The sequence below is a fragment of the Streptomyces globisporus genome, from assembly GCF_003501885.1.
GTDB lineage: Bacteria > Actinomycetota > Actinomycetes > Streptomycetales > Streptomycetaceae > Streptomyces > Streptomyces globisporus_D.
Genome location: NZ_QWFA01000050.1, coordinates 33,123 through 56,079 on the forward strand (window position 1 = coordinate 33,123; position 22,957 = coordinate 56,079).

At 69.5% G+C, this 22,957-nt stretch carries 19 protein-coding genes and 1 pseudogene; 11 read left to right on the forward strand and 9 right to left on the reverse strand.

Going from position 1 to position 22,957, the window contains the following annotated elements; translation table 11 throughout:
- The first annotated feature begins 67 nt into the window (after positions 1-67).
- From D3105_RS35290 to D3105_RS11910, 4 genes are all read left to right on the forward strand, one after another.
- A complete protein-coding gene (locus tag D3105_RS35290) occupies positions 68-3,616 on the forward strand; it encodes a non-ribosomal peptide synthetase (RefSeq protein ID WP_118903177.1) in 3,549 nt (1,182 codons plus the stop codon).
- Between the two features lie 197 nt (positions 3,617-3,813).
- A complete protein-coding gene (gene gntD, locus D3105_RS11900; protein ID WP_118903179.1) occupies positions 3,814-4,902 on the forward strand; it encodes a guanitoxin biosynthesis L-enduracididine beta-hydroxylase GntD in 1,089 nt (362 codons plus the stop codon).
- Positions 4,903-4,934: 32 nt separating this feature from the next.
- Entirely contained in the window at positions 4,935-5,705 is a 771-nt protein-coding gene (locus tag D3105_RS11905; protein ID WP_031122369.1) for an SDR family NAD(P)-dependent oxidoreductase, read from the forward strand.
- 83 nt (positions 5,706-5,788) lie between these two features.
- On the forward strand, positions 5,789-7,132 hold the full coding sequence (locus D3105_RS11910) for a cytochrome P450 (protein WP_055558904.1): 1,344 nt from the start codon (positions 5,789-5,791) through the stop codon (positions 7,130-7,132).
- Here D3105_RS11910 and D3105_RS11915 read toward each other — a convergent pair.
- Positions 7,089-7,913 (reverse strand): annotated as a pseudogene (locus tag D3105_RS11915) (thioesterase II family protein); the annotation flags it as partial. The gene D3105_RS11910 and the pseudogene D3105_RS11915 sit on opposite strands and share 44 nt — an antisense overlap.
- A 110-nt stretch (positions 7,914-8,023) precedes the next feature.
- On the opposite strand from D3105_RS11915, the gene D3105_RS11920 reads away from it, so the two are divergent.
- A complete protein-coding gene (locus tag D3105_RS11920; protein WP_031122366.1) occupies positions 8,024-8,368 on the forward strand; it encodes an acyl carrier protein in 345 nt (114 codons plus the stop codon).
- Positions 8,365-10,113 (forward strand): acyl-CoA dehydrogenase family protein, encoded by a 1,749-nt coding sequence (locus D3105_RS11925; RefSeq protein ID WP_055558903.1) that lies wholly within the window; start codon positions 8,365-8,367, stop codon positions 10,111-10,113. Before D3105_RS11920 ends, D3105_RS11925 begins: the two co-directional genes overlap by 4 nt.
- A gap of 40 nt (positions 10,114-10,153) precedes the next feature.
- On the opposite strand, the gene D3105_RS11930 is transcribed toward D3105_RS11925, so the two are convergent.
- Both D3105_RS11930 and D3105_RS11935 read right to left on the reverse strand, forming a co-directional pair.
- On the reverse strand, positions 10,154-11,539 hold the full coding sequence (locus tag D3105_RS11930) for a helix-turn-helix domain-containing protein (protein ID WP_118903181.1): 1,386 nt from the start codon (positions 11,537-11,539) through the stop codon (positions 10,154-10,156).
- 608 nt (positions 11,540-12,147) lie between these two features.
- Positions 12,148-12,900: a 4'-phosphopantetheinyl transferase family protein gene (locus D3105_RS11935; RefSeq protein ID WP_094213182.1), complete on the reverse strand. Its 753-nt coding sequence runs from the start codon at positions 12,898-12,900 to the stop codon at positions 12,148-12,150.
- Between the two features lie 363 nt (positions 12,901-13,263).
- On the opposite strand from D3105_RS11935, the gene D3105_RS11940 reads away from it, so the two are divergent.
- The 5 genes from D3105_RS11940 (at position 13,264) to D3105_RS11960 (ending at position 18,879) form a co-directional block, all read left to right on the forward strand.
- Positions 13,264-14,580 carry an MFS transporter gene (locus D3105_RS11940; protein ID WP_240646877.1) on the forward strand — a complete coding sequence of 439 codons (1,317 nt, stop codon included), beginning with the start codon at positions 13,264-13,266 and terminating at the stop codon, positions 14,578-14,580.
- A 59-nt stretch (positions 14,581-14,639) separates the two neighbouring features.
- Positions 14,640-15,968: an amidase gene (locus tag D3105_RS11945; protein ID WP_055558901.1), complete on the forward strand. Its 1,329-nt coding sequence runs from the start codon at positions 14,640-14,642 to the stop codon at positions 15,966-15,968.
- A gap of 10 nt (positions 15,969-15,978) precedes the next feature.
- A complete protein-coding gene (locus D3105_RS11950; RefSeq protein ID WP_118903183.1) occupies positions 15,979-17,007 on the forward strand; it encodes a 3-oxoacyl-ACP synthase III family protein in 1,029 nt (342 codons plus the stop codon).
- A gap of 61 nt (positions 17,008-17,068) precedes the next feature.
- Positions 17,069-17,365, forward strand: a complete 297-nt coding sequence (locus tag D3105_RS11955) for a phosphopantetheine-binding protein (RefSeq protein WP_031122359.1) — start codon at positions 17,069-17,071, stop codon at positions 17,363-17,365.
- Positions 17,362-18,879: an AMP-binding protein gene (locus tag D3105_RS11960; RefSeq protein ID WP_118903185.1), complete on the forward strand. Its 1,518-nt coding sequence runs from the start codon at positions 17,362-17,364 to the stop codon at positions 18,877-18,879. The genes D3105_RS11955 and D3105_RS11960 overlap by 4 nt, the downstream gene beginning before the upstream one ends.
- A 512-nt stretch (positions 18,880-19,391) precedes the next feature.
- On the opposite strand, the gene D3105_RS11965 is transcribed toward D3105_RS11960, so the two are convergent.
- The 6 genes from D3105_RS11965 to D3105_RS11990 all read right to left on the reverse strand — a co-directional run bounded on the left by D3105_RS11965 (position 19,392) and on the right by D3105_RS11990 (position 22,774).
- Positions 19,392-20,048, reverse strand: a complete 657-nt coding sequence (locus D3105_RS11965) for a contact-dependent growth inhibition system immunity protein (RefSeq protein ID WP_118903187.1) — start codon at positions 20,046-20,048, stop codon at positions 19,392-19,394.
- Between the two features lie 13 nt (positions 20,049-20,061).
- A complete protein-coding gene (locus D3105_RS11970) occupies positions 20,062-20,361 on the reverse strand; it encodes an RNase A-like domain-containing protein (RefSeq protein WP_118903189.1) in 300 nt (99 codons plus the stop codon).
- A 46-nt stretch (positions 20,362-20,407) separates the two neighbouring features.
- Positions 20,408-20,782, reverse strand: coding sequence for a hypothetical protein (locus D3105_RS11975; RefSeq protein WP_240646878.1), 375 nt, complete (start codon positions 20,780-20,782; stop codon positions 20,408-20,410).
- A gap of 224 nt (positions 20,783-21,006) precedes the next feature.
- Positions 21,007-21,648 (reverse strand): RNase A-like domain-containing protein, encoded by a 642-nt coding sequence (locus D3105_RS11980; RefSeq protein ID WP_118903193.1) that lies wholly within the window; start codon positions 21,646-21,648, stop codon positions 21,007-21,009.
- A gap of 8 nt (positions 21,649-21,656) precedes the next feature.
- The gene (locus tag D3105_RS11985) at positions 21,657-21,920 is read right to left on the reverse strand and encodes a hypothetical protein (protein ID WP_118903195.1); all 264 of its coding nucleotides are present in this window, start codon (positions 21,918-21,920) and stop codon (positions 21,657-21,659) included.
- Positions 21,887-22,774 (reverse strand): hypothetical protein, encoded by an 888-nt coding sequence (locus D3105_RS11990; protein WP_118903197.1) that lies wholly within the window; start codon positions 22,772-22,774, stop codon positions 21,887-21,889. Before D3105_RS11990 ends, D3105_RS11985 begins: the two co-directional genes overlap by 34 nt.
- Positions 22,775-22,957: the final 183 nt, after the last annotated feature.

A 22,957-nucleotide genomic window follows, 5' to 3' on the forward strand; every position in this document is an offset into this window, starting at 1 on the left:
TCCGCCGACGCCGAGGGCGTACGGCGGATCGTCGGATACGTACGGGCGGCTTCCGGTGAGCGGCCGGATGCGGGTGCGTTGCGTGAGTTCGTGGCGGGGCGGTTGCTTCGTGGCGGGGCTGGGGCAGCCGCGTATCGGTGTCGACGACAGCTTCTTCGACCTCGGCGGCGACTCCATCATCTCGATGCAGCTCGCGGCCCGCGCCCACCGCGCCGGACTCGCCCTCACCGTCAGGGACGTCTTCGTCCACAAGACCATCGCCAAGCTCGCCGAGGCGGCCGAGGACATCGAGGCGGGGGCCCCCACGGCGGCGGACAGTTCCGGCACCGGGCCGCTGCTGTCGCTGAACGATGCCGAACGGGCGGAGATCACCGCCGGCGGACACGAGCTGACCGGCGTACTGCCTCTCACCCCGCTCCAGCAGGGCATGCACTTCCACGCCCTGCTGGCCGCAGACGGCATCGACGTCTACACCGCCCAGGCGCCCGCACGGCTGGAGGGGCCACTGACGCCCGCCGTGCTGCGCAAAGCGTTCGACGCGGCTCTCGCCCGCCACACCGCGCTGCGTGTCTCCTTCCGGCTCCTGGCATCGGGCCGTTCCGTCCAGGTGGTGCATGAGGGCCTGCGCGTCCCGTGGCGGGAGATCGACCTATCCGGTCACGGTGAGGACGAACGCCGCCGGCGACTGGCGGAGCTGGTCGACGAGGACCGCGTCACCCGCTTCGACCTCACCGCCCCTCCGCTGATGCGGGTCACCCTGGTCCGGCTCGGGACCGACGACCACGCCCTGCTGACCACCTACCACCACGCCCTGCTCGACGGATGGTCGCTGCCGCTGTTCTTCCGTGACGTCTTCTCCCTCTATGCCCGCGGCGGAGCCGGCACGGACCGGCCGGTGGCCCAGTTCACCGGTTTCCTCGGCTGGCTCACCCGCCAGGACGATGAGGCGGCGACGCGGGCCTGGAGCGAGGCCCTGGCCGGTTTCGACGAACCGACGCTGGTCGCCCCTGGCGCCGACGCGGCCACCGCGACCGTGCCCCACCTGGTGACGGAGGTCCTGGACGCGGAGGGGACGGACGTGCTCACCGCCGCGGCGCGCGGCGCGGGCCTGACGCTCAACACGGTCGTCCAAGGAGCCTGGGCGGTGGCACTCGGTCACCAACTGGGACGCGACGACGTCGTGTTCGGTGCGACGACCGCCGGGCGCCCACCGGAACTGGCCGGCGTCGAGGATATTGTCGGCCTGTTCATGAACACCGTCGCCGTACGGGTACGGCTGGACCCCGCACGATCGCTCGACCAGATCCTGACCGACCTCCAGTCGCACCAGGCCGAGCTGCGTCCGTACCACCACGTCGGGCTCCCCGACGTGCAGCGGGCTCTGGGACTGGGGGAGCTCTTCGACACCGTCATCGGCTTCGAGAACACCCCCTTCGACGGGGCGGCCATCCAGGAGCAGGTTCCGGGCCTGCGGATCTCCCTCGACGAGGAGCCCGTACCCGGCGCTTCGCACTATCCGCTCAGCCTGGTCGTCATGCCCGACGAGCGCCTCAGCCTCGAACTCAGCTATCGTGCCGACCTGTTCACGGCCGAGGCGGCCGGCGCGCTGCTGGCCCGGGTACGTAAGATCCTCGACTGCTTCGTGCACGACCGGACCGTACCTCTGGGCCGGATCGACCTGCTCACGGACCGGGAACGCGGTCAGCTCCTGGCCGCGGCGGAGGGGGCGGCCCACGAGCGGACGGCGACCTTCCCGGAGCTCTTCGAGGAGCACGTACGAGCCACACCCGACGCCGTCGCGGTGTACGACCACGAGCTGGCCCTCACCTACGGGGAACTCGATGTCCAGGCCAACCGGCTCGCCCGCGCGCTGGTGGACCGGGGCGTCGGCCCGGAGCGTGTCGTGGCGATCGCGATGCCGAAGTCGGCACGGTCCGTCCTCGCGGTGCTGGCGGTCCTCAAGGCAGGCGCGGCCTATCTTCCGCTGGACCTCGGCTACCCGCCGGACCGGCTCCGCTACCTGATCGGTGACGCGCGACCGGATCTCGTCCTCACCACCGGTGAGGGAGCGGCGGTCATGGCCGAGGCCGGTGCGGGGAAGGTGCTGTGCCTGGACGGGCCCGGGCCGGATGCCGGGAACGTCACCGAACTCCTGGACCCGGAAGCGGAGCTGACCGCCGGTCTGTCCGGGGCGACGCTCACCGACGCCGACCGGATCGCGCCGCTGCGGCCCGCGAACGCCGCCTATCTGATCTACACCTCCGGGTCGACCGGCCGCCCCAAGGGCGTGGTGGTGTCCCACCTCGGGATCGCCGCTCTGATCGCCCAGCAGCGTGAGGGGCTCGCGCTCCGTCCGCAGGAGCGGGTGCTGCTGTTCGCCTCGCCGAGCTTCGACGCGTCCGTGTGGGAACTGGCCACGGCGCTCCTGACCGGGGCGAGTGCGGTGACCGCGGACCCCGACGAACTGCTCCCCGGACCGGCCCTGGCGCGGACCGTGGCGCGCCACGGTGTGACCGCGCTCCTGCTGCCGCCGTCCTCGCTCGCCGTACTGCCCGAGGACGCCCTGCCCCACGGGGTCACCCTCGTCGTGGGCGGCGAGGCGTGCCCGCCGGACCTGGTCGCACGCTGGTCGGCCGGGCGCCGCATGGTCAACGCGTACGGTCCCACCGAGGCGACCGTCATCGCGACGATGAGCCGCCCGCTGTCCGGGCGGACCGCTCCGCCGATGGGCGGGCCGGTCGTCGGCGCCCGGGTCCATGTGCTGGACGGCTCCCTGCGGCCGACGCCCGTCGGGGTGGCGGGTGAGCTCTACCTGGCGGGCCAGGGCCTCGCCCGCGGCTATCTGCGGCGGTCCGGGCTCACCGCGGAGCGTTTCGTGGCCGACCCGTTCGGATCGCCGGGCGCGCGGATGTACCGTTCGGGCGACGTGGCGCGGCGCACGGCGGACGGGGGCCTGGAGTATCTGGGCCGCGTCGACGAGCAGGTCAAGATACGCGGCTTCCGTATCGAACCGGGTGAGATCGAAGCGGTGCTCGCCGCCGACCCCTCGGTGGGGCAGACCGTCGTGGTCGTACGGGAGGACACCCCCGGCTCACCACGCCTGGTGGCGTACGCGGCCCCGGTGGGGGCCGGCCCGCTCGACCCGGCCGCGCTCCGTGAACGCGTCGCCGCCGTGCTGCCGGACCACATGGTGCCCGTGGCCGTCGTCGCCCTCGACCGACTGCCGGTGACGCCGAGCGGCAAGCTCGACCGCGCCGCTCTGCCCGCTCCCGACTTCTCCGGAGCCGACGGCGGCCGGGCACCGCGGACCGAGCGCGAGAAGCTGCTGTGCGCGTTGTTCGACAAGGCACTCGGCACGGAGGGCGTCGGCATCGACGACAGCTTTTTCGACCTGGGGGGCGACTCGATCGTCTCGATCAAGCTCGTCACGATGGCCTACGCGGAGGGCCTGGACATCGCCCCGCGCGACGTGTTCGCCCACAAGACCGTGGCGGCGCTCGCCACCGCGGTCAAGGATCTGGTTCCGGCGGCGGACGCCGATGAGGCCGACTCGCAGGAACCGCTGATCACCCTGGACCAGAGCGAACTCGACGAGTTCGCCGAGGACTGGCGGTAGCCGGCCCCTCGCACACGGGGCCGACGCGCCACCGAACACGCACCACCGCACCGAGCGCCATCACCGGACCACGAAAGGCCTGGACCCTGCCAGGCCGGTCCGGTGCGCACCACCACGCGGCCCGGCCACCGGCGCGGACCGCACAGGACCGAACGACGGACGACCCGAGCGGTCACGACCAGGTGAGGACAACCGACATGACCAGCAGCACCCCGACTGTTGACGTACCTTCCCCGGACGTGGCCGCGGCGGCCCTGCCGGGGAAGGACCGCGGCGACACTCCCGCCGAATACCACCTGGACACCACCGAAGTCACTCAGTTGGAGGAGGCCGCCGCACGACTCCGTGACGCCCACGGGGCACCCGGCCTGCCGGACTTCTACGACCACGCCCACACGGCCGAGGAGCTTCTCCCCGCCGGTCTGCGCAGATTCCTCCTCTCCTACCGCAGGACCGAGAGGTCCGCGGCATGTCTGGTGCACGGCTTCCCGGTGGACGACGCGCTGATCGGCCCCACACCCGACCACTGGCGCCACGCCATCCGCTCCGACGCGGCCCGGTCCCAGGAGCTGTGGCTGGCGATGTGCGGCATGGCGCTGGGCGACCCGTTCGGCTGGGAGACCCTCCAGGAAGGGCGCATCATCCAGAACATCCTGCCGATCCGGGGCGACGAGCTGCGGCAGAGCGGCTACGGTAGCGAGAGCCTGCTGGAGTTCCACACCGAGGACGGCTTCCACCCCAACCGCTGTGACTACCTCCTGCTCTTCGGGCTGCGCAACCCCGACCTGGTGCCGACCATCGTCGCCTCCGTCCGTGACGTCCGGCTGAGCGACCACGACCGCGCGGTACTCGCCGAGGCCCGCTTCCGGATCATGCCGGACACCGAGCACATACGGCAGCTGGAGGCCCTGGACCCCGCACATCCCGCGCTGGAGAAGCTGTACGGGATGATCGACAGCGCTGTTCCGACCGCCGTTCTGTCGGGCGACCGTTTCAATCCCTACCTGCGCATCGACCGGCCGTTCATGGATGTCGCACCGGGGGACACCGAGGCCGAGGGCGCGCTCGACCGGCTGATGGCCGAGCTGCACCGGGTACAGCGGGACGTCGCTGTGGGCCCCGGCTCGCTGCTCATCGTGGACAACTACCGGGCTGTGCACGGCCGCCGGTCGTTCAAGGCCCGGTACGACGGCAGCGACCGCTGGCTGAAGAAGCTCACCGTCAGCCGCAACCTGCGCCGCAACTCCAGCGGATACGTACTCGGCAACCACCGCGTCATCGTCTGAGCCGGTCGGGCGGAAGGAGCAGGAGAGGCATCATGCGCACAGTCATCGTGTCCGGCGCTTCCAGCGGTATCGGACTCGCCACCGCCGAGCGGTTCGCCCGCTCGGGCGACCACGTGGTCAATCTCGACATCCAGGCACCCACCGGGGACGCGGTGGACGGCCCTCGCGAGGGGGGAGGCGAGATCCGGACGGTCATGCTCGACATCGCGGACTGGACCGCCGTGGGTGAGGCCGTCGACCGGGTGCACGCCGAGCGCGGCCGCATCGACGTCGTCATCGCCAATGCGGGCATCAGCGTCCGGCATTCCATCCTCGACCTCACCGAGGCGGACGCCCGGCGCACCCTGGATGTCAATCTGATGGGTGTCCTGGCCCTGTGGCGGCACGCCGTTCCGCACATGCTGCGGGAGGGACGCGGGGTGCTCCTGGCGACGGCGTCCGTCAACGGGTCGCGCGGCTACCCCCTCTACGCGGACTACAACGCCAGCAAGGCAGGTGTCGCCTCGCTGTGCCAGACCTTCGCCGTGGAGCTGAGCCCGCTGATCAGGACGGCGTGCGTCGCCCCCGGCGCCGTACTGACACCCATGCAGCGCGCCGAGTACACCGACGCGATGCTCGACGAGGTCAACGAACGCATCCCGGCCCGGCGCCACGCCCTGCCCGAGGAGATCGCGGACGTGTTCCATTTCCTGGCCTCGCCGCAGGCGTCCTTCATCTCCGGTCAGCAGTTCACCGTGGACGGCGCGGAGACAGCCGGTGCCACCACAGCGTTCTTCCCCGGCCCCACCGAGCCGATGCGCTGACCCGGACGGCGGCGCCCGGCCGCTGTCCGCATCGCGCCCTTCCGCTGTCGCCCGCCCGTAACCGAGTCCGAGGAAACCGCCCCATGGACACCCGCCCCGCGCTCGACCAGGGCCCGCTCGACGCCGTCGATCTGGCCGATCCGCTCCTGCACGCCCACCACGACCTGGGGCCGCTGTGGCGCCGCCTGCGGGACGAGGCGCCGGTGCACTGGCAGCCCGAGAACGACAGCCGTCCAGGGTTCTGGGTGATCAGTGGTCACGCGGACGTCGTCTCGGTGCTCAGCGACAGCGCGAGCTTCACCTCGGAGCGGGGAAACGTGCTGGACACCCTGCTCGCCGGCGGTGACTCGGCGGCCGGGAGGATGCTCGCCGTCACGGACGGGCAGCCGCACAAGGCGCTGCGCAGCGCCCTGCTGAAGCCGTTCTCGCCACGCTCCCTCGACGTGGTGGTCGAGAGCGTGCGGCGGGGTACCCGGCGGCTGGTCGAGGAGGCGGTGGAGCGGGGCGAGGTGGACTTCGCCGCCGACGTGGCCGCGCACATCCCGCTCGCCGCCATCTGCGACCTGCTCGGCGTGCCGCCCACCGACCGGCAGCACATCATCGAGCTCACCTCCTCCGCCCTGTCCACCGAGGACGGGCTCCCCGACGAGGAGGCCACCTGGGCGTCGCGCAACGGGCTGCTGCTCTACTTCTCGGAGCTTGCCGCCGCCCGGCACGACAAACCGTACGACGATGTTGTCAGCCTGCTGGTGACCAAGGAGATCGACGGGCGGCCCCTCACGCACGAGGAGATCGTCTTCAACTGCTACAGCATCATCATGGGCGGTCACGAGACGACCCGCTTCTCGATGGTCGGCGGGCTCCAGGCGCTGATGGAGCGGCCCGGCCAGTGGCGGGCCCTCAAGTCCGGTGAGGTGACGGTGGACTCGGCGGTCGAGGAGGTACTGCGCTGGACGAGCCCTGCCCTGCACAGCGGGCGGACCGCGACCCAGGACCTCTTCCTCGGCGACCAGTTCGTCGAGGAGGGCGACATCGTCACCACCTGGCTGGCCTCCGCCAACCGCGACGGCCGGGTCTTCGCCGAGCCCGACGAGTTCGACCTTGCGAGGACCCCCAACAAGCACCTGACGTTCGCCTACGGGCCCCACTTCTGCCTCGGCGCGTTCCTCGCCCGCGCCGAGCTGACGGCCCTCCTGGAGAGCCTGCGCGACCTGGTCGCGCAGGCTCGTCCGACAGGCCCGCCGACCTACGTGTACTCGAACTTCCTGAGCGGTCTCTCGTCCCAGCCGGTGAGCCTCACCGGAGAGCCGGCAGGGAGTCGAGCACCGCTGACATCGTCTGCCGGGGGTGGGTGCCCGGGAACGAGTGACCGCCGGGCAGCACCCGGGTCCGGTGCTCCGCCGGTGTGTACGCGGCCCACGGTCTGACCTGTGCCACCGGGGCCACCGTGTCGTCCTCGCCGGCCAAGGTGAAGAGCGGGCAGCTCACCGCGACCGGGTGCGGAATGACGTAGCCCTCGGCGAGGGCCAGGTCGCCCCGGACAGCCGTCAGCAGATCGCTCAGAAAGTCGGGGAAGGCCAGGAGTTCGCGCGGCAGCCCGCCGGTACTCAGCAGCCAGGCGATCAGCTCGTCGTCGGAGCCGGCCGAGATCGGCTCACGCATCAGGGGCAGATGCGGCGCGCGGGACGCCGAGGCCAGCAGGGCGCTGGGCGGCCGCAGCCCCGCCCGCTCGATCCGCAGCGCCAGCTCGTACGCCACCACGGCTCCGAAGCTGTGGCCGAACAGGGCGTAGGGCAGGTTCAGTTCCGGCTCAAGGCCGTGGAGAAGGGCCTCGACCAGTGCGTCGAGATCGTCCGGTACGGGCTCGTCGATCCGCGAGCCGCGGCCCGGCAGCTCCACCGGCACCAGCTCCAGGTGCTCGGGGACGTAAGGTCGCCAGGCATGGAAGGCGCCCGCGCCACTGCCCGCAGGCGGAAGGCATATCAGCCTCAGGCGCGGGTTCCCGACGGTGAACCGGGCGCTGACCCAGTCGACTGCCGGCGTGCTGTCCGCTGTGCTCATGCCGGTCAGCCTCCTCGCCGAGCCCGGTTCCGGCAAGGCAGGCGGGCGGCAGCTTCGGCGGGGCGGCGGGTTCTCGGAGCGCTGTTCACGCCTCGACGGCCGGGCCGGGTCCACCTCCTGGGGCCATGACGACTGGCGAGGCGTCATGATGCCCTGGACGGATGGTCGGCCGGGTTGCCCGACAGGCTTCTAGTTGCCGCGCGCTTGCCGGGCCCGTTGCCTGGGCCCGGTCATCGGCGGGTCCTAGCGTCGACGGCATGACTCACACTCCTGCCGCGATCGGCACCGAGGCCATCGCTCCCGTGGTGGTCGGTATGGTCCAGGTGGTCGCGCCTCGCAAGCTGGACCGGATCGATCTCGACCACCGGCTCGTCGGTGACCTCGGCTTCCACTCCTTGGTCCTCGCGGAGCTCGGCTACAACCTGGAGGATCTCTTCACCCTCCAGGCGCTGAACCCTGAGGCCGCCATGAAGCTGGAGCGGGTCAGTGATGTGATCGAGCTGGTCAGCGCCGAGGTGGTTGCGGGCCGGGCGGAACTGCCCGACGCGGAAGCCTTGGACGGCATGTTCAGCCGCTACGGCGTCGACAGCCCCCTGGTATGAGCGGCCCCGCGGGCGAGCGCCCGGCCCACGCGCTGGTCGCCGATCTGGAGCGGACGCTCGGTGACCCGGCCGCCGAGAGCGGCCCCTTCAGCTTCGCCGAGATCGTGGCGCACGAGGAGAACGACAGTCTTCCACCAGGGGCGGTGGAGCTGCTCAGATCGTGGGGATTCTCCGGATACCTGGTGCCCGAGGACTTCGGCGGCCGGCTCCGGAACCTCGAAGACCTCTTCCTGCTCACGCGTACGCTCGCGCGCCGCAATCTGACGCTCGCGGTGATGTTCGGCTCCGCGCTCCTCGGGGTCAACTCGGTCTGGCTGTGGGGGAACGACGAGCAGCGCGCACGGGTCGCGGGTGCCCTCCTGGACGGAGAACTGGCCTGCTTCGCGGTTTCCGAACCCGACCACGGCAGCGATCTCGGCACCAACGAGACCGTGGCCGAGTCCGACGGTGACGATTTCCTCCTGACCGGAGAGAAGTGGCCCGTCGGCAACGCGACCCGGGGCCGCTTCGTCACCGTCTACGCCGCGATCGACGGTTCGCGGTCCTCCCTGCTGCTCCTTGACAAGGAGCAGATGGAGAAGGGCAGTTGGACCAACCACCCGTTCGTGAGGACGGTCGGGCTGCGCGGTCACGACCTCAGCGGGATCACCTTCGACCGCACCAGGGTGCCCGCCGGCGCACTCCTCGGGCGCGCCGGGTCCGGACTGGTCGGGATCCTTCAGGTGCTCCAGATCACCCGGACGGCGATCGGAGCACTGTCCATCGGCACCATGGACTCGGTGTTGCGGATCGCTCTGCGTCACGCGCGTGAGCGAGTGCTCTACGGACAGGAGATCTACCAGCTTCCGGTCATCCGGCGGCATCTGGTCCATGCCCATGTGGACCTGCTGATCGCGGAGTGCACGGCGCTGCCGGTGGCGCGTTCGCTCTCCATCGTGCCGTCCCGGCTCAGCCTGTGGTCGTCGGTGGTCAAATACCTCGTCCCGACCCTTGGCGAGGAGGTGGTGCAGGAGGCGGCCAGGGTTCTCGGAGCCCGGAGCTATCTGCGGGAAGGCGTGGCTTCCGGCGCGTTCCAGAAGCTCCAGCGCGACCATGCGATAGCGAGCATCTTCGAGGGGACCACGCACGTCAACCTCCACAGCATCGCCGCACAGCTTCCCGCGGTGGCGCGAGTGGCCGACCGTCCCGCCGTCGGCGGGGAAGGGGTGCTGCGGCAGCTCTTCGACTGGTCGGAGGACGCCCCGCAGTGGCATCCGTCGGGCAGGGCGCTGCGGCTGACCAACGCCAGTGAGGACGAGATCACCCGGGGCTGGGGTCCGGCGGCCGACGAGGCCCGCCGGATCGCGGAACGCGAACTCGCCGGTCCCGAGGGCGCCGCGCTCGTCAAGGTTCTCAGCGAGCTCTCCCGACGCCGGACCGAGTTCTACACGCGGATCGCCGCCGAGGCGCCGGACGCCGCCTCCACGCACGGGCAGGATCAGGCCACCGAGCACAGCGTCCACCACGCGGCTGCCTCCTGCCTCTACACCTGGCTCTACTCGTTCGAGCGGGAGCGCGCGGAGCCGGGCGGCAGCGGATGGCTGGTGCTGGCGCTTCAGCGCTTGCTGCGGCGGCTCGACCACACGACCGAGCTGGAGGAGAGCTGCCTGCCGTGGCTGGAGGAGCTGATGCTGTCGAGCCTCGAAGGCCCGCGGCATTTCTCGCTCCAGACGGTCAGGTCAGCTGCCGGGCCGGCGCAGGCATGAGCGGGCCGCGGTCCCCGGTGGCGCGTCAGATGGCCCGGCGTCAGGCGCTGCCCGCGAGTACAGGCCGGTCGCGGGCCTGCTCGGCGGACCGTCCGAGGTCCGTCGAGGCTTCCTCCTGTGTGACCCAATGGCGTACGAGTGCGTGGACCCCGTATCTGTACTGCTGCCCCCGATTGATCTGGACCAGTGAGACGTCGGCGAGTTCGGCCAGGAGGTGGGCGACGCGTGTGCTACCGAACCCCCCGCCCGCCTGGGCCGGGATCGCGTCCAGGGAGAACGTGCTGGGCAGCGAGGACAGCTCACGGAGCAACTCGCGATGAGGGGCGGGCAGCAGTTCGTAGCTCCACCGCACGCTGTCCGACAGCGTGCGGTGCCGCGACAGGTCACCGGCGTCGACATGTGCGAGCAGGTGGAAGAGCGTCCCGTCGTGCAGGAGGGTGGTGAGAGGGAGCGATCTGAGTCCTCGCGCGGCCACTTCTATCGCGAGTGGCATGCCGTCGAGGAGCCGGCAGAGCTGCTGCACCAGCGGCAGGCGGTTGCCCAGGTCGAGCGTCGGCAGACTGGCCCGTACCCGGCGCAGGAACAGCTCCACCGCGCTCGGGAGTTCGGTGTCCGAGCCGTCCCGTCGGTCGCACGAAAGCGGCTCGACCTCCCAGGTCTCGGCCGCGCCGACGGCCAGGGCGCGGCGCGAGGTCACGATGATCTGGAGCCCGGGGTGCTCGTCGAGGAGTTGCCGCGCGATCCGCGCCGTATGCTGCGAGACATGCTCGGCGCTGTCCAGGACCAGGAGCCGCCGTCCGAGCCCGGCACCGCCCCGCACACCGCCTTCGTTGCTGCTGGTCAGGCGCCGCACTACACGCGTCAACTCAGCTGCCGAGGCGGCGGGTTCCAGATGCTGGGGCGGGATGTCGTGCAGTTCGGCGACCGCCACGCCGCCCTGGAACAGCGGGCGCAGCCGGGACGCCGCTGCCAGGGCGATGCGGGTCTTGCCCACTCCGCCGGGTCCGGTGAGAACGATCAGCCGGCTGCGCTGCGCGGCGGAGAGGACGTGCCCCAGGTCGGCCTGGCGGCCCACCAACGCGTCGCCCAAGGGCCGGGGGCCCTGCCACGGCGGGAGTGCTGTCGGGTCGGATTGGAGGTCCGGGGACTGCCCGAGAGCCGGCCTGCGCCCGCTGTCCCAGGGCGTCGGCTCGGGGAACGCGGTGGCGGTGGCGCCGAGCGCGGTGAGCAGCAGGCTGACGGAGGTCCGACGTGGATTGGTGTTGGAGCCGGTTTCCAGATTGCGGATGGTCCGGACACTGACGCCGGAGCGGTCGGAGAGCTCCTCCTGCGTCCAGCCGGACAGTCTGCGTTGATTGACCAGGAAGTCGCGGAGCTGATGAATGTCTGTTCTGTCGAAAGAGTAGTGTTCCTTCAGAATCGGCATGTAAGCCCCCCGTGAATTATTAACAGTGCCAGTCGTGCGCATCCGCGCGATGCGAAAATCCGGTCGCCGCATTCTTTATGAGAGCGGTGGTGCCGATAGGCGAGCCGTGGCGTTTGTAGCGCCGTGAGGTTCGCGTGTGCGCTGACGAGCGGCTCAGTGAAGCATCTCCTGCAATTACGGAGGACCCTACTCCAAGACCTCATCCGAGTGGGAGATGTGGAGGCGGCAGAAAATTCGGCTGAGCAGGACGGCTCGGACCGCTCCGGCTTTGACCAGCTGTGACTCGTCGGCAATCACACGGCCCACCGATGTACATGCTGAAATCATCAGCATGTGCCTATTCGTTCCTTGTGGAGCACGTGCATGGGGAGGCGTGGGTACGGCAAGGGCATGCTTGCTCGTATCGCCTGCGCAGCGCCCGTCCAACACGTCGTCCTTCCGGGCGCCCGGACAAGAAACGCCGCACTCTTCCGAGGTCGATGGTGGCTACCGTCCCCGAAGGGGCGCTGACCGAGTCGACGAACGCTCATGACGGCTTGAAAGTACCGCATCGATGTGCTCTCGGACGGGCGAGATTGGCTTGAAATGACATTGCCGCATGGTGAAGATCAGCTGTTCCGCCGGGTTGCTTGTTTCTGATTGTCCCAATTTTTCCCTGCTTTCGACGCCAAATCGTCCAGGAGGTCGGACGACACATAGCTGGCCGAAAGTGCCACTACGCACAGGAGGAGGCCGGAACATGCCGCCCAGCGGCCGGTGAACCCAGCTGGGCCGCGGGATGAAATGGGTGTTTCAGGCGTCGGGGGAACTGCGAGGAACGTGCCGTCGGGCCGCAGTCGAACAGTGAAGTCCCGAAAGCCGAAACGGGTTCCCGTCCACGGCGAGAGCGCCTTGTAGGAAGCCTCTTTGGCGCAGAAGAGCAGACGGTCCAGTGGCAGACCGGCGGCCGAGGGAAAGTCCTGCCGGAGCCAGCTCGCTTCGACGTCCGAAACGATCCGCTCCGCCATAAAGGGGGAGAGGGGCTCCCGCGGTTCCGCGTCGATGCCCAGAGCCGCGAAGTCCTTGGTCAGCGCGACAGCGGCCGCGCGATAGTTCCGGCAATGGGTCATGCTCCCCACGACCCCCGCGGGCCAACCGGGTGCGCCCAGGGGGCCGGGCACCAAGGGCGCCGGGTCCACCCCAAGGGCGGTCAGTGCCGCACGGGCGCACCCCCGCACCGTGGTGAACTCCTTGCGCCGCTCGTCGAGCACCCCTTCCACCACCGCCTGTTCGGTGGCGAAGAGGGTGACGGCGCCGTCCGGGCCGTCGTCGTCGAATGCCTCCCGTGCTCGCACCTCGGTGGGCACCACCTCAGCGATCACGCCTCGCCTCCTCCTGCTGGACAACGGGTTACGCGGGCGTCGCGATTCTTCCGGTAGCGGTGCGCCGGTCCTGCGTCGGGGGTTCGATCCGGTGGCGGGGCGGGCCGGATCCGCGCCGGGACCATCGAGGTGTACGACCGTGGTCCGGTCGATCGAGCGGCAATTCCCGCCCCGTGAGTTGCCGGTGCGCTGCCTGGCCCGGCCTGTTCTCCATCGACCAGCATGCATCGCAGGTCGGCGGCATACGCCCGGACGAGCGTGGAGACAAAGGACAGGGGACGACTAGCCATGGCGCAGGCGCGTCCCGAGGAGACCGGGCCGGCTTCGGTCAGCCCCCCGTCATTGTGGCGGGATCGCGATTACATGTACTGGTGGTCGGGCAACGGCCTGTCGACGCTGGGCACCAGCGTGTCGACGCTCGCCTTCCCGCTGCTGGTCCTCCACCTGACCGGATCCGCCGCCCAAGCCGGCGTCATCACCGTCCTGCACATGGTCGGCAAGCTGGCTACCCTCGCGGTGGGCGGGGCGCTGGCGGACCGGGTGTCCCGCCGCGCCATCCTCTGTCTCGCACCGCTGGTCCAGGCGGTGTCGATGGGCGTCGTCGCCCTGCTGGTGTACCGGGGCGCCCCCTCGATCACCGCGATCGGCGCGATGGCCCTGGTCAGTGGTCTGGCGGCCGGCCTGCGGGTCGCTGTCTCGATGCCGGTTCTCCGCAGGATCGTCCCCAAGGAGCAGATAGCGACCGCGACGGCCCAAGGGATGGGGCGCGACATGGTCGCCCAGCTGGTCGGCGCTCCGCTCGGTGGCCTCCTCTACGCGATGGGCCGCTGGATCCCGTTCCTCTTCGACGCGGTCTCCTTCCTCTTCGTCACCCTGGGCTCCCTGTTGATCCGCCGGCCCCTCGGCCCGGATCGGCACCCGGGCGACGGGCCCAGGTCCAGCCTGGCCAAGGACGTGGGCGACGGCCTGCGCATGATCAGGCGCAGCGACTACCTGGTGTTCACGCTCATCTGGGGCGCTGTACTCAACGCCGTCGCCGAGGGCTTCATCCTGCTCTTCGTGGTGCTGATACAGCATCGGGGAGGCGGGCCCACGGCGGTCGGTCTCGCCACCTCGCTCGCGGTCACCGGTGGTGTCATCGGAGCGGTCCTCGGTCCCTTGCTGATGGGCAAGCTGGGCGCACGGCGGGTCCTGATCATCTCCGCGTGGGTCTTCATGGCCTCCTTCGCCGTAGTTGTGTCGGTCTCCCAGCCGTGGCAGATCGGCCTGGTGGTGATGGTGGCCATGATCAGCATGGTGCCGATGAACGTCGTGACCGAGTCGTACGAGGTCCGGCTGGTCCCGGACCAGTACCAGGGCAGAGTCGCGGCGACCAGTCGCTTCTTCGTCCAAGGGGTCCAGTGGATCGGCCCGTTGGGAGCGGGCATCCTCGCCGACGCGGCGGGCGTGGAGAGGGCCATCCTGGTGCTGGCCGCCGCCATGGCCCTGCTGGCTGTCACCCTGCACGCGGCGCGGCGGTATCTCAGGGTGCTCGACATCCCGCTGGCCGACGTGGAGGAACTGCTCCCGCCGGGCGTGCCGCCCCCCGGTGAGGAGAGCGGGCCGACGGCCCCTCCGGAGAACGACATCCCCACTCCGGCGACCGGTACCAAGACGCTTGGAGAGGCACAGCAGCGGTGACGGGCCTCGGCCCGCCGACCGGAACATATGCCCGCCGACCGGAACGTATGAAGGAAACCATGGAAGATCTTGTTCAGCCCATATCGCTGACGGACGCCGCCGAAAGCCTGCGGACGGGTGCTGTCGAGCCGCAGAAGTACGCGGCGAGAACCATCGAGCGCATCGCGGAAGTGGACGGCACCGTCCAGTCCTTCGTGGCGGAGCCCGGCCGGGCGGACCGGTTGGCCCACGCGGCCCAGGAAGCCGGCCGGCGCGGGACGGAGCCGGGAGACCTGCCTCCGCTGCACGGTGTTCCGGTCGGGATCAAGGACATCATCCACGTCGAGGGGCTGCCCACCGCTGCGGGTTCGGCACTGCCGCCCGAGGCCATGGCAGGAGGGCAGGCCACCGTCGTGGACCGGCTGCTCGATGCCGGGGCGATCATCGCGGGGAAGACAGTGACGGGCGAGTTCGCCGTCACGGCGCCTGGGGCCACCCGTAATCCGCACCGTCCGGAGCACACCCCGGGCGGAACGAGCAGCGGCTCCGCCGCGGCCGTCGCCGCGGGTCTGGTGCCCCTCGCCATCGGTACCCAGACCATCGGGTCGCTCATCCGCCCCGCCGCGTACTGCGGAGTGGTCGGCTTCAAGCCCAGCCACGGACGCATTCCGCTGGACGGTGTTCTCCCCGTCGCCCCGACCTTCGACACCGTCGGCATGATCACCGCTCGGGTCGCCGACGTCGCGCTGGCCGCGAGCTGTCTGTGCGACGACTGGCGGTCCGACCGTGCGGTCCCCGGCCGGCCGGTGCTCGGCATCCCGGAGGGTCCGTACATGAACTTCGCCGAGCCGGAGGCCCGTAGCGCTTTCGACGAGCAGGTGGCCGCGCTGCGCACGGCGGGCTACGACGTGGTGAGCGTCCCCATGTTCGAGAACTTCGAGGAAGAAGTCTTCGACTTCTTCGTGATCAATCTCTACGAGCTGTCCCAGGCGCACGCCGACCGGTTCGCACGCTACGAGGAGCTCTACGACGAGCGCACCGCCGAGGCCATCCGCCAGGGCCAGGGCGCCCAGGCGTCCGACCACGCCGACTCACTGGCGCGACGCGACGCGTTCCGTGACCGGCTGGCCGCCTCCACGGCCGAGCACGGCGTCGACCTGTGGATCACCCCTGCCGCCACCGGACCGGCTCCGCTCGGCCTGGAGAGCGCCGGAGACTCGGTGATGTCCCTGCCGTGGAGCGGCGTCGGCCTCCCGTGCCTCACCATCCCCACCGCCCGTCCCGCGGGAGCCCTCCCGCTCGGCTTCCAGTGCGTCGGCCGTGCCGGTGAGGACGAGTCCCTGCTGCACTGGGGCCTCGGCCTCGAAGCTGTACTCACCGCCCGGGGGACCGATACCCGTGAGAACTGAAGGACGACCAGTGGAGACTCCGACGGAGATGGGCATCGTCGCGACCGGTACCGCTTTCGGCACTCCACGTGATGTGGCGGGAACCGCGCACGAGTACCTTCCCGATCCCGAGGCTGTCACCAAACTGGGCTACGAGAGCTATCACCGGGTGGCCGACGGGGTGACCGCGGTCGACCTGGCGGCTGAGGCGTGCCGCGTCGCCCTGAAGAACGCCGGCCTCGGCATCGAGGACGTGGACCTGATCGTCCTCGGCCACTCGGACATCCCTCAGTACCTGGGATGGGACCCCTCGGCGGCGGTGGCCAGGGCGCTCGACGCCCAGGGCACCCCGACCGTGCTGTTCACCCAGTCCTGCGCCGCGTGGTCGTTGGCCCTCGACCACGCAGCCGGTGCGATGGCGCTCTCGCCCGACACGGGCACCGTACTGGTGGCCATGGTCAACGTGGTCAGCGAGACGCACACCAACCGGATGGATTTCAACGGCACCATCGCCAGTGACGGAGCCGCCGCCGCTGTCCTGCGCCGGGGGCATCCACGCCTCCGTCGGCTCTCCTCCGCCAGCTTCACCAATCCTGAGTTCGCGGATCTGTTCCGTATCGACATCGGTGGTTCCGCCCACCCCGTACCGCCCCCGGGCCGTACCCACCGAGACCTGGACCCGATGATCGCGGTCTACGAGCACTTCGGCGCGGACCCCGAGCGGTTCGGGCGGTTCATCGGGGAGGTCGTCGGACGGTTCACCGACGTGGTCGATCATGCTCTGGCGCGGGCCGGCCGGGACCGGAGCGAACTGACCCGGCTCGTCTACTTCAACGACAGCCAACGGGCGATCCACGGTGCCGCCGACGCGATCGGCATCCACGTCGCCCGCACCAACGCCGAACTCGCCCGCCGACTCGGCCACATGGGCGCTGCCGATCAACTGGTCTCCCTTCACCTGCACGAGGAGGCCGGAGAGCTGGCGCCGGGGGACCTCGTCGCCCTCGCGGGTGTCGCCTCCCCCGGGATGCACTGGTTCTGCACGCTCCTCGAGGTGTGAGACCGGAACATCGAGACGAGGCTGTGCTCCCCATGTCACGACCCCAGGATGGGAAACAGAAATGACCACCGAGTCCGGGATCGAGCCGGAGGAACTGATCAGGATCTCCGAGGATCAGATCGCCCGATTCGTCGTCGAGCGCTTTCTTTCCGATGTCGAGTGGACCGAACTCGACCCGGATTACGATCTGTTGACGACGGGAGTGATCGACAGCCTCGGGGTGCTGCAGATCGCGAGCTGGCTGGCGAAGCAGCACGGCATCACTCTGACCGGCCCTGAACTGACGGCCGGGAACTTCCGTTCCGTGCGGACCATCCGGGCGACGGCCGAGCGGCCGCAAGCGGGTGGTGCGGCATGACCCGCTCGCTCGTCGCATCGTTCACGGCTCGCGCGGCCGCCCAGCCCGGCGCACCCGCGCTCGTCTGGGAGGACCGGCCCGTAAGTTACGGCGATCTGTACGCCATGGCGGTCAGGGCACGCACCCAGGTCGAGGAGGCGGCGCCGGACGCCGACCGTCCCGTCGGTCTGCTGGTACGCAAGTCACCGGAAGCCGTGGCTCTGGTGCTCGGCTGTCTGATGGCCGGCCGCTCCTTCCTCCTGCCGTCGCACGAGCTTCCCGAGGCGCCCCTGAAAGCCCTCTTCCAGCAAACGGGATGCGCGGTGGTGCTCGGCCTCGCCGACGCTCCACCCGTCGACCGGGTGGTGGATCCAGCCGTGGCTATGGGCTGTGAGGAGTACCCCCCGGCTGCGGCCGTCGACGACGAAGCCGTGACCTTCATGCTCACCACGTCCGGCTCGACCGGTCTGCCCAAGGTCGTTCCGCTGTCGTCCGGGGCGGTCGGCCGTTTCACCGAGTGGGCGGCCGACACCTTCGGGATCGCGACCGGCGTCGCTGTCCTCAACTACGCGCCGCTCAACTTCGATCTCTGCATGCTGGACGTGTGGACGACGCTGGCGTACGGCGGCACCGTCGTGCTGGTCGACCCGGACAGGGGTGCCTCGGCCGGCTATCTGCGTGATCTGGTCGCCGATCACGCGGTATCCGTGGTTCAGGGTGTGCCGATGCTCTTCCAGCTGCTCGCAGAGGCGACAGCGGAAAGCGGTCCTCTCGACACGCCCGAGCACGTCATCTTCGCCGGTGACAGCATGCCCGCTCGTGTGCTGGCCGGGGTGTCCACCACCTTCTCCAAGGCACGCTGGTACAACAACTACGGCTGCACGGAGACGAACAACAGCTTCCTCCACGAAGTGGACCAGGACCGGCCCCTCCGTACCCCGCTGCCGATCGGCCGGCCGCTGGCCGGTGTGCGCTGGCTGATCATCGGCCAGGACGGCCGGTCGTTGACCGGTCCCGGTCAGGGTGAGCTCTTGGTCAACACCCCTTTCCAGAGCGCGGGATACGTGAACGCGCCCAACGCGAAGACCTTCGCCCCGCACCCGGACGGTGCACCCGGCCTTGTCTACTACCGCACCGGTGACGTGGTCACCCTGCACGAGGACGGCGCCCTGAGCGTGATCGGCCGGACCGACTACCTGGTGAAGGTGCGTGGTTTCCAGGTCAGCACCCAGAGTGTGGAGCAGATCCTTCTGGACCACCCGGCCGTTGCCGAGGCCGCCGTCATCGCCCTCCCCGATCCGGTCGCCGGTCATCGCCTGCATGCCCGCCTTCGGCTGACCGATGTGGGAAGTGTGAACAGCCTTTCGCTGCGCCTGCATTGCTCGGAGCGAACGGTGCGCGCGGCGATCCCCAGCGTGATCGAGATGGTGACGGACCCGCTGCCCAGGACCTCCACCGGCAAAGTCGACCGTAATCGGATCAAGGCCTGCGTTCTCGCAGCCGAGGAGGAGCGGGCCCGGATGCCGCGGCCCTGAGACGCCGCAGTCCGGTCGATCATGCGGCCTGGCGGTGGAACCGATGTTGCTCAGATCCCACGGTCGAGGCCGACGCCGTCACACAGACCGACGCCCTGATCGGCTGTGCTCAGCCCCGACGTGACCTGATGCGGTGCAGCGAACGCTGCACCGCATCCGCTGGAGCTGGATCGAGCGGGATTCAGCCGGACGGAAATGGGCTGCTTCGTCGGGTATTCCGGCAGCGTCGCAGGTGAGAGGCGTCACCTCGTTGGGTTCGAGTCCCACCCGCCCCACCGAGTGTCCCCAGGCAGAATCGTTCTGACCTGGGGATACACGTTTTTCGGGGGTGTTTCGTGTGTGGCGGAGGTGTGGCGGACATGGGCCATCGCGCATCCAGGATGGTCTTTGTGAGGCTGTGACCTGGGCTTTTGTAGTCCCGCGCCGGCGGGGGCGTTGAGAATGTTCCCACCCGCCCTGTCGTGGGCTGCCCACGCCTTCGTGCGCGCGTGGGCAGCGATAGCGAGTTCCGATCAGATACTGGGTAGCGTCGTCGCCAGCGACTGGAACCAGGCTCCGTGGGAGAACGGTTCGGGCGGGCCCACCTCCATGCCGAGCTCGGCGGCGGCCAAGGCGTAGTCGCCCTCGTCCAGAGGGAGGGCGAGCAGCTCGTGGAGTTCGCCCACGAGGCGCGCGACCAGTTGGGGGTCGGTGGTGGCGGTGTAGTCGGTGACGGCGGCGTCGTGGTCGGGAAACTCGTCGACGATGTCCTGCGAGAACCAGCCGCCGAGCAGTTGCGCGGTCTCGGGGAACCGCATATGCCATTCCCAGTGGGTCTGAGGGGAGGACGGTTTGGGGACGTCGCCTTCTTCGATGCTCTGCTTCAGGTGGTCGGCCAGCACCGTCAGCCACTCACCGATCTTCGATTCGGGCATGCCGGTGTCCGGGATCGCGTAGAACTCGCCCAGGCTGAGCCGGATGCGGCCCGGGGGGTTGCGGCTGTACTCGCGCAGCTGGCGCTCCGCTTCCGCGATGGCTGAGGGGCGGGTGTGCCAGGTGTGGCGGAGGTACGCGTCCAGGGCACGGCTGCGCCGCTCCGGGGTGTCGTCGGCGGGCTGCCCCAGGTATGCGCGCATGACCTGGTCCAGCTCGCCGTAGCGGCGGTCGTGTTCGAGGGGCTTCATGGGCATGTGCCTGCGATCCCTAGAGGTAGAACGGGATGGTCGTGTGGACGACGAAGCCGTGCGGGTTCGACGGCTCGCGGCGCAGCACCACGCGCGCCGCGCGGACATCCACGGGCCCGCGCCCGGCCAGAAGCTCGGCCTCCAGCTGGACCCGTCCCACGGGTTCTTCTCGGGAGGGCCAGGCCGTCTCGATGGTGAGGCGGGACCGGGTGTTCTGGGCGAGCCAGCGGTGAATGGCCTGCTCGTTGGCGGTCACCACCTGCTGGGTGGCCCACTGGGCGGTCTCCCGGTCGGGGTAGGAAGCGGAACGGGTCAGCACGGGGCATCCTCTCGAATCACCTGGTCAGGAACTGTGCTCGTACATATCACCAGTCGGAGAAAGACCAGAACAGGCCGACCTCGGTGGCCGAGACGATGACGAGACCGCAGTCCTCGGTGAAGATGCTCAGCGGGCTGTACCCCAGGCTCTCCAAGCTGAAGTCGAGTGTGCCCGGCGCACTACCACGCTTGCTGACGTTGGTGTGATATGAGGCTCCGTTCCCGTATCGCTCGAGGATCGTGCGCGCCATCGCCCGCAGTTCGGCCGGGGACTCGTCGAAGTACCGGAGATTGGACAGGGTGCAGCCGGACTCCGTCAGAGCCAGGAGCAGGTTCTCGGCGCTGCTCCGGTCAATCTCCTTGAGGCGCGGCGCGACGTACTCCGGAGGGTGCGGGGCGAAGGGCCACGCGGGGTTCCCCACGCGCTCGGAGTCCCTTTCCGCGTCGTCGATGCGAACCCAGCCTCGGGGGTCCGGTACGCCTCGACTCATCAGGGGGGGAACATCGCGCGTCCAGTCCTCATGGCGGCGCGGACCGGTGGCGATATAGGCGTATGCGTCCCTGTACAGGTGGCGTACCGCGGCGTCCCAGGAAGTCTGGTTGACGGAGGGCATGTCGTACGTGCCTTTCTGGGCGGGGCATACACCTAGGGCTTGTAGGGCATCGACGTCATGACAGTGAAGGGCGGGTTGCGGCTGCTGTCGTACTTGAGACGCGTCTCGATGCCGTTTACGTCATACGCCTTGGCACCGGTCCCTCCCTCCTTGTAACCGGACGTCGGGTCGCTCGGATCCACCGGTTGCTTGAACACGCTGCGGCCGCTGGTCTCGCCGGGCGGGGCGGTCGAACGGAACTTCTCGACATCTCCGTCCGTCAGTTGGGGCGGGCCCTTGATCCACACGTCGATGGTGGCCTTGTTCCTATTGAGGTTGTACTCGGTCAGATCTTCCGCCCGCTGGTAGTTCGGGAAGGCGGAGGAGCTGCCGATCCTCGGCTTGCCGTGTGGCCAGGCCTGTGTCGGTCCACTCGCCTGCTGGTCGCGCAGGCGCTGCGCCAGCTGCTCGTCCGTCTTACCGACGTGCTTGTCCAGCGTGTGGCCGTCCGCCATGTACTCGTTGGCAGCGAGATTCAGGTCGTAGTCGCCCTTCGAGTCGACCTTCATCCACACCTGCGAGCCCTTGAACTCCTCCAGGGCCCGGGCCCCGAAGCCATGCGCACGGGCGACGCCGGCCTCGAACTTGGGGGCGCTGCGGTACGCCTCGTCCAGCGGCCCTTTCAGTGCCGTCATCCGGGTGGTCAGGCCGTCCAGGATGCCGGTGTATTTGGTGACGATCCGTTCAACTTGCCGGTGTCTAGGTTCAGTACCGTCTTGACGTCGAACGACAGGAGCAGGCCGGCGCCGCTGCCGAGGAGAGATGTGGCTGCGCCGAGCGCGCTCTTCAGATCTTTGGGCTTGGCCAGGTCCTCGATGATGTCCTTGGCGGCTTTCCACATGGCGCGGTCGAGCTCGTCCTTGACGTCGCGGTTCAGGTCGACGGCGGCTTCCGCGTATTCGCGCAAGATGGTGGCGATGTCATCGCCGTGTCCTTCAGTACGGCCAGGACGGGCTGACTGCCCGTGGGGACGCGTGGCGTGCCGCGGCCGGAGTTGGCGGTCTGCGCCCACTGGTAGCCGTGCTGTTGCTGCCCCCAGGCTGTTCCTCCCCACAGGGCGCTGCAGAAGGTCCGCATCGCGGCCTCCCACTCGGCCTGCTGGTGGCTGGTGATGGCCCCGACGGCCTGGGTGAGCTGGTCCGCTCCCAGCGACGCGGTGATGGAGACGTTCATCCAGCTGTGACAGAGGGAGTTGAGGTAGTGCTGTTCCGGATAGGGGTAGACGTCTGCCACCCTGCCGACCCGGAATACGTTCTTGCACAGTGGATGGAGGAGGTCCCGGACGATTTCGGGTATGCCCTCCATCAGGCCGCGCAGGATGTCGTCGCCGCCGTCGTCGTCGCCCCACTTGATGTCGGGGATGGAGCCGAGGTTCGGGTCTTTGTCGATGACCGCGGGCCGGGGGCGCTGCTCGGCTGTCCTGCCGGGCTTGGGGTGGGCCGCGACGTCGGCGTTCGTGTAGGCGTTGGCCGTCTCGGTGAACCCGACTGCCACACCGCCGACGCTGAGTACGGACCGGCCCCAGACCTCCAGCCAGCGGTCACCGATCCTTTTGTACGCCTGGGCGAACTTCTGGGCCTCGGTGCCTGCGCCTCCTGCATCGGGGTACTTGCCCAGTTCCTCCAGAAGCCTCTTCGCGCCGCGTACCAGAAAGTCCTGTTGTACGGCGACGCGGCCGGAGACCGACCAGAGGTCGCTCGGCTTGACGTCGATGGTGCCGTTGCCACCCGGCGGCTGGGCAGGGGTGGAGGGTCCGGCCATCAGGCGCCGCCTCCCCAGCCTTCGAGAACGGTGGCTTCGGGGGCCACCCAGGATCGGCATCGTGGTCGGCCGACGCGAAGCTTGGGAACGGGCGGTCGCAATTTTCCTGGCGGATGCGATCTGCCGGGCCGGATTGAGGGCGGCTCGAGCCGCACGGGAGGGAGGGTTGGGCCGACTCCTCTG

Excerpts from the sequence above, each read along its gene's own strand:
- D3105_RS35290 (WP_118903177.1), top strand. The coding sequence starts at position 68 with ATGCGGGTGCGTTGCGTGAGTTCGTGGCGGGGCGGTTGCTTCGTGGCG.
- gntD (WP_118903179.1), top strand. The coding sequence starts at position 3,814 with ATGACCAGCAGCACCCCGACTGTTGACGTACCTTCCCCGGACGTGGCC.
- D3105_RS11905 (WP_031122369.1), top strand. The coding sequence starts at position 4,935 with ATGCGCACAGTCATCGTGTCCGGCGCTTCCAGCGGTATCGGACTCGCC.
- D3105_RS11910 (WP_055558904.1), top strand. The coding sequence starts at position 5,789 with ATGGACACCCGCCCCGCGCTCGACCAGGGCCCGCTCGACGCCGTCGAT.
- D3105_RS11920 (WP_031122366.1), top strand. The coding sequence starts at position 8,024 with ATGACTCACACTCCTGCCGCGATCGGCACCGAGGCCATCGCTCCCGTG.
- D3105_RS11925 (WP_055558903.1), top strand. The coding sequence starts at position 8,365 with ATGAGCGGCCCCGCGGGCGAGCGCCCGGCCCACGCGCTGGTCGCCGAT.
- D3105_RS11930 (WP_118903181.1), bottom strand. The coding sequence starts at position 11,539 with ATGCCGATTCTGAAGGAACACTACTCTTTCGACAGAACAGACATTCAT.
- D3105_RS11940 (WP_240646877.1), top strand. The coding sequence starts at position 13,264 with ATGTACTGGTGGTCGGGCAACGGCCTGTCGACGCTGGGCACCAGCGTG.
- D3105_RS11945 (WP_055558901.1), top strand. The coding sequence starts at position 14,640 with ATGGAAGATCTTGTTCAGCCCATATCGCTGACGGACGCCGCCGAAAGC.
- D3105_RS11955 (WP_031122359.1), top strand. The coding sequence starts at position 17,069 with ATGACCACCGAGTCCGGGATCGAGCCGGAGGAACTGATCAGGATCTCC.
- D3105_RS11960 (WP_118903185.1), top strand. The coding sequence starts at position 17,362 with ATGACCCGCTCGCTCGTCGCATCGTTCACGGCTCGCGCGGCCGCCCAG.
- D3105_RS11965 (WP_118903187.1), bottom strand. The coding sequence starts at position 20,048 with ATGCCCATGAAGCCCCTCGAACACGACCGCCGCTACGGCGAGCTGGAC.
- D3105_RS11980 (WP_118903193.1), bottom strand. The coding sequence starts at position 21,648 with ATGACGGCACTGAAAGGGCCGCTGGACGAGGCGTACCGCAGCGCCCCC.
- D3105_RS11990 (WP_118903197.1), bottom strand. The coding sequence starts at position 22,774 with ATGGCCGGACCCTCCACCCCTGCCCAGCCGCCGGGTGGCAACGGCACC.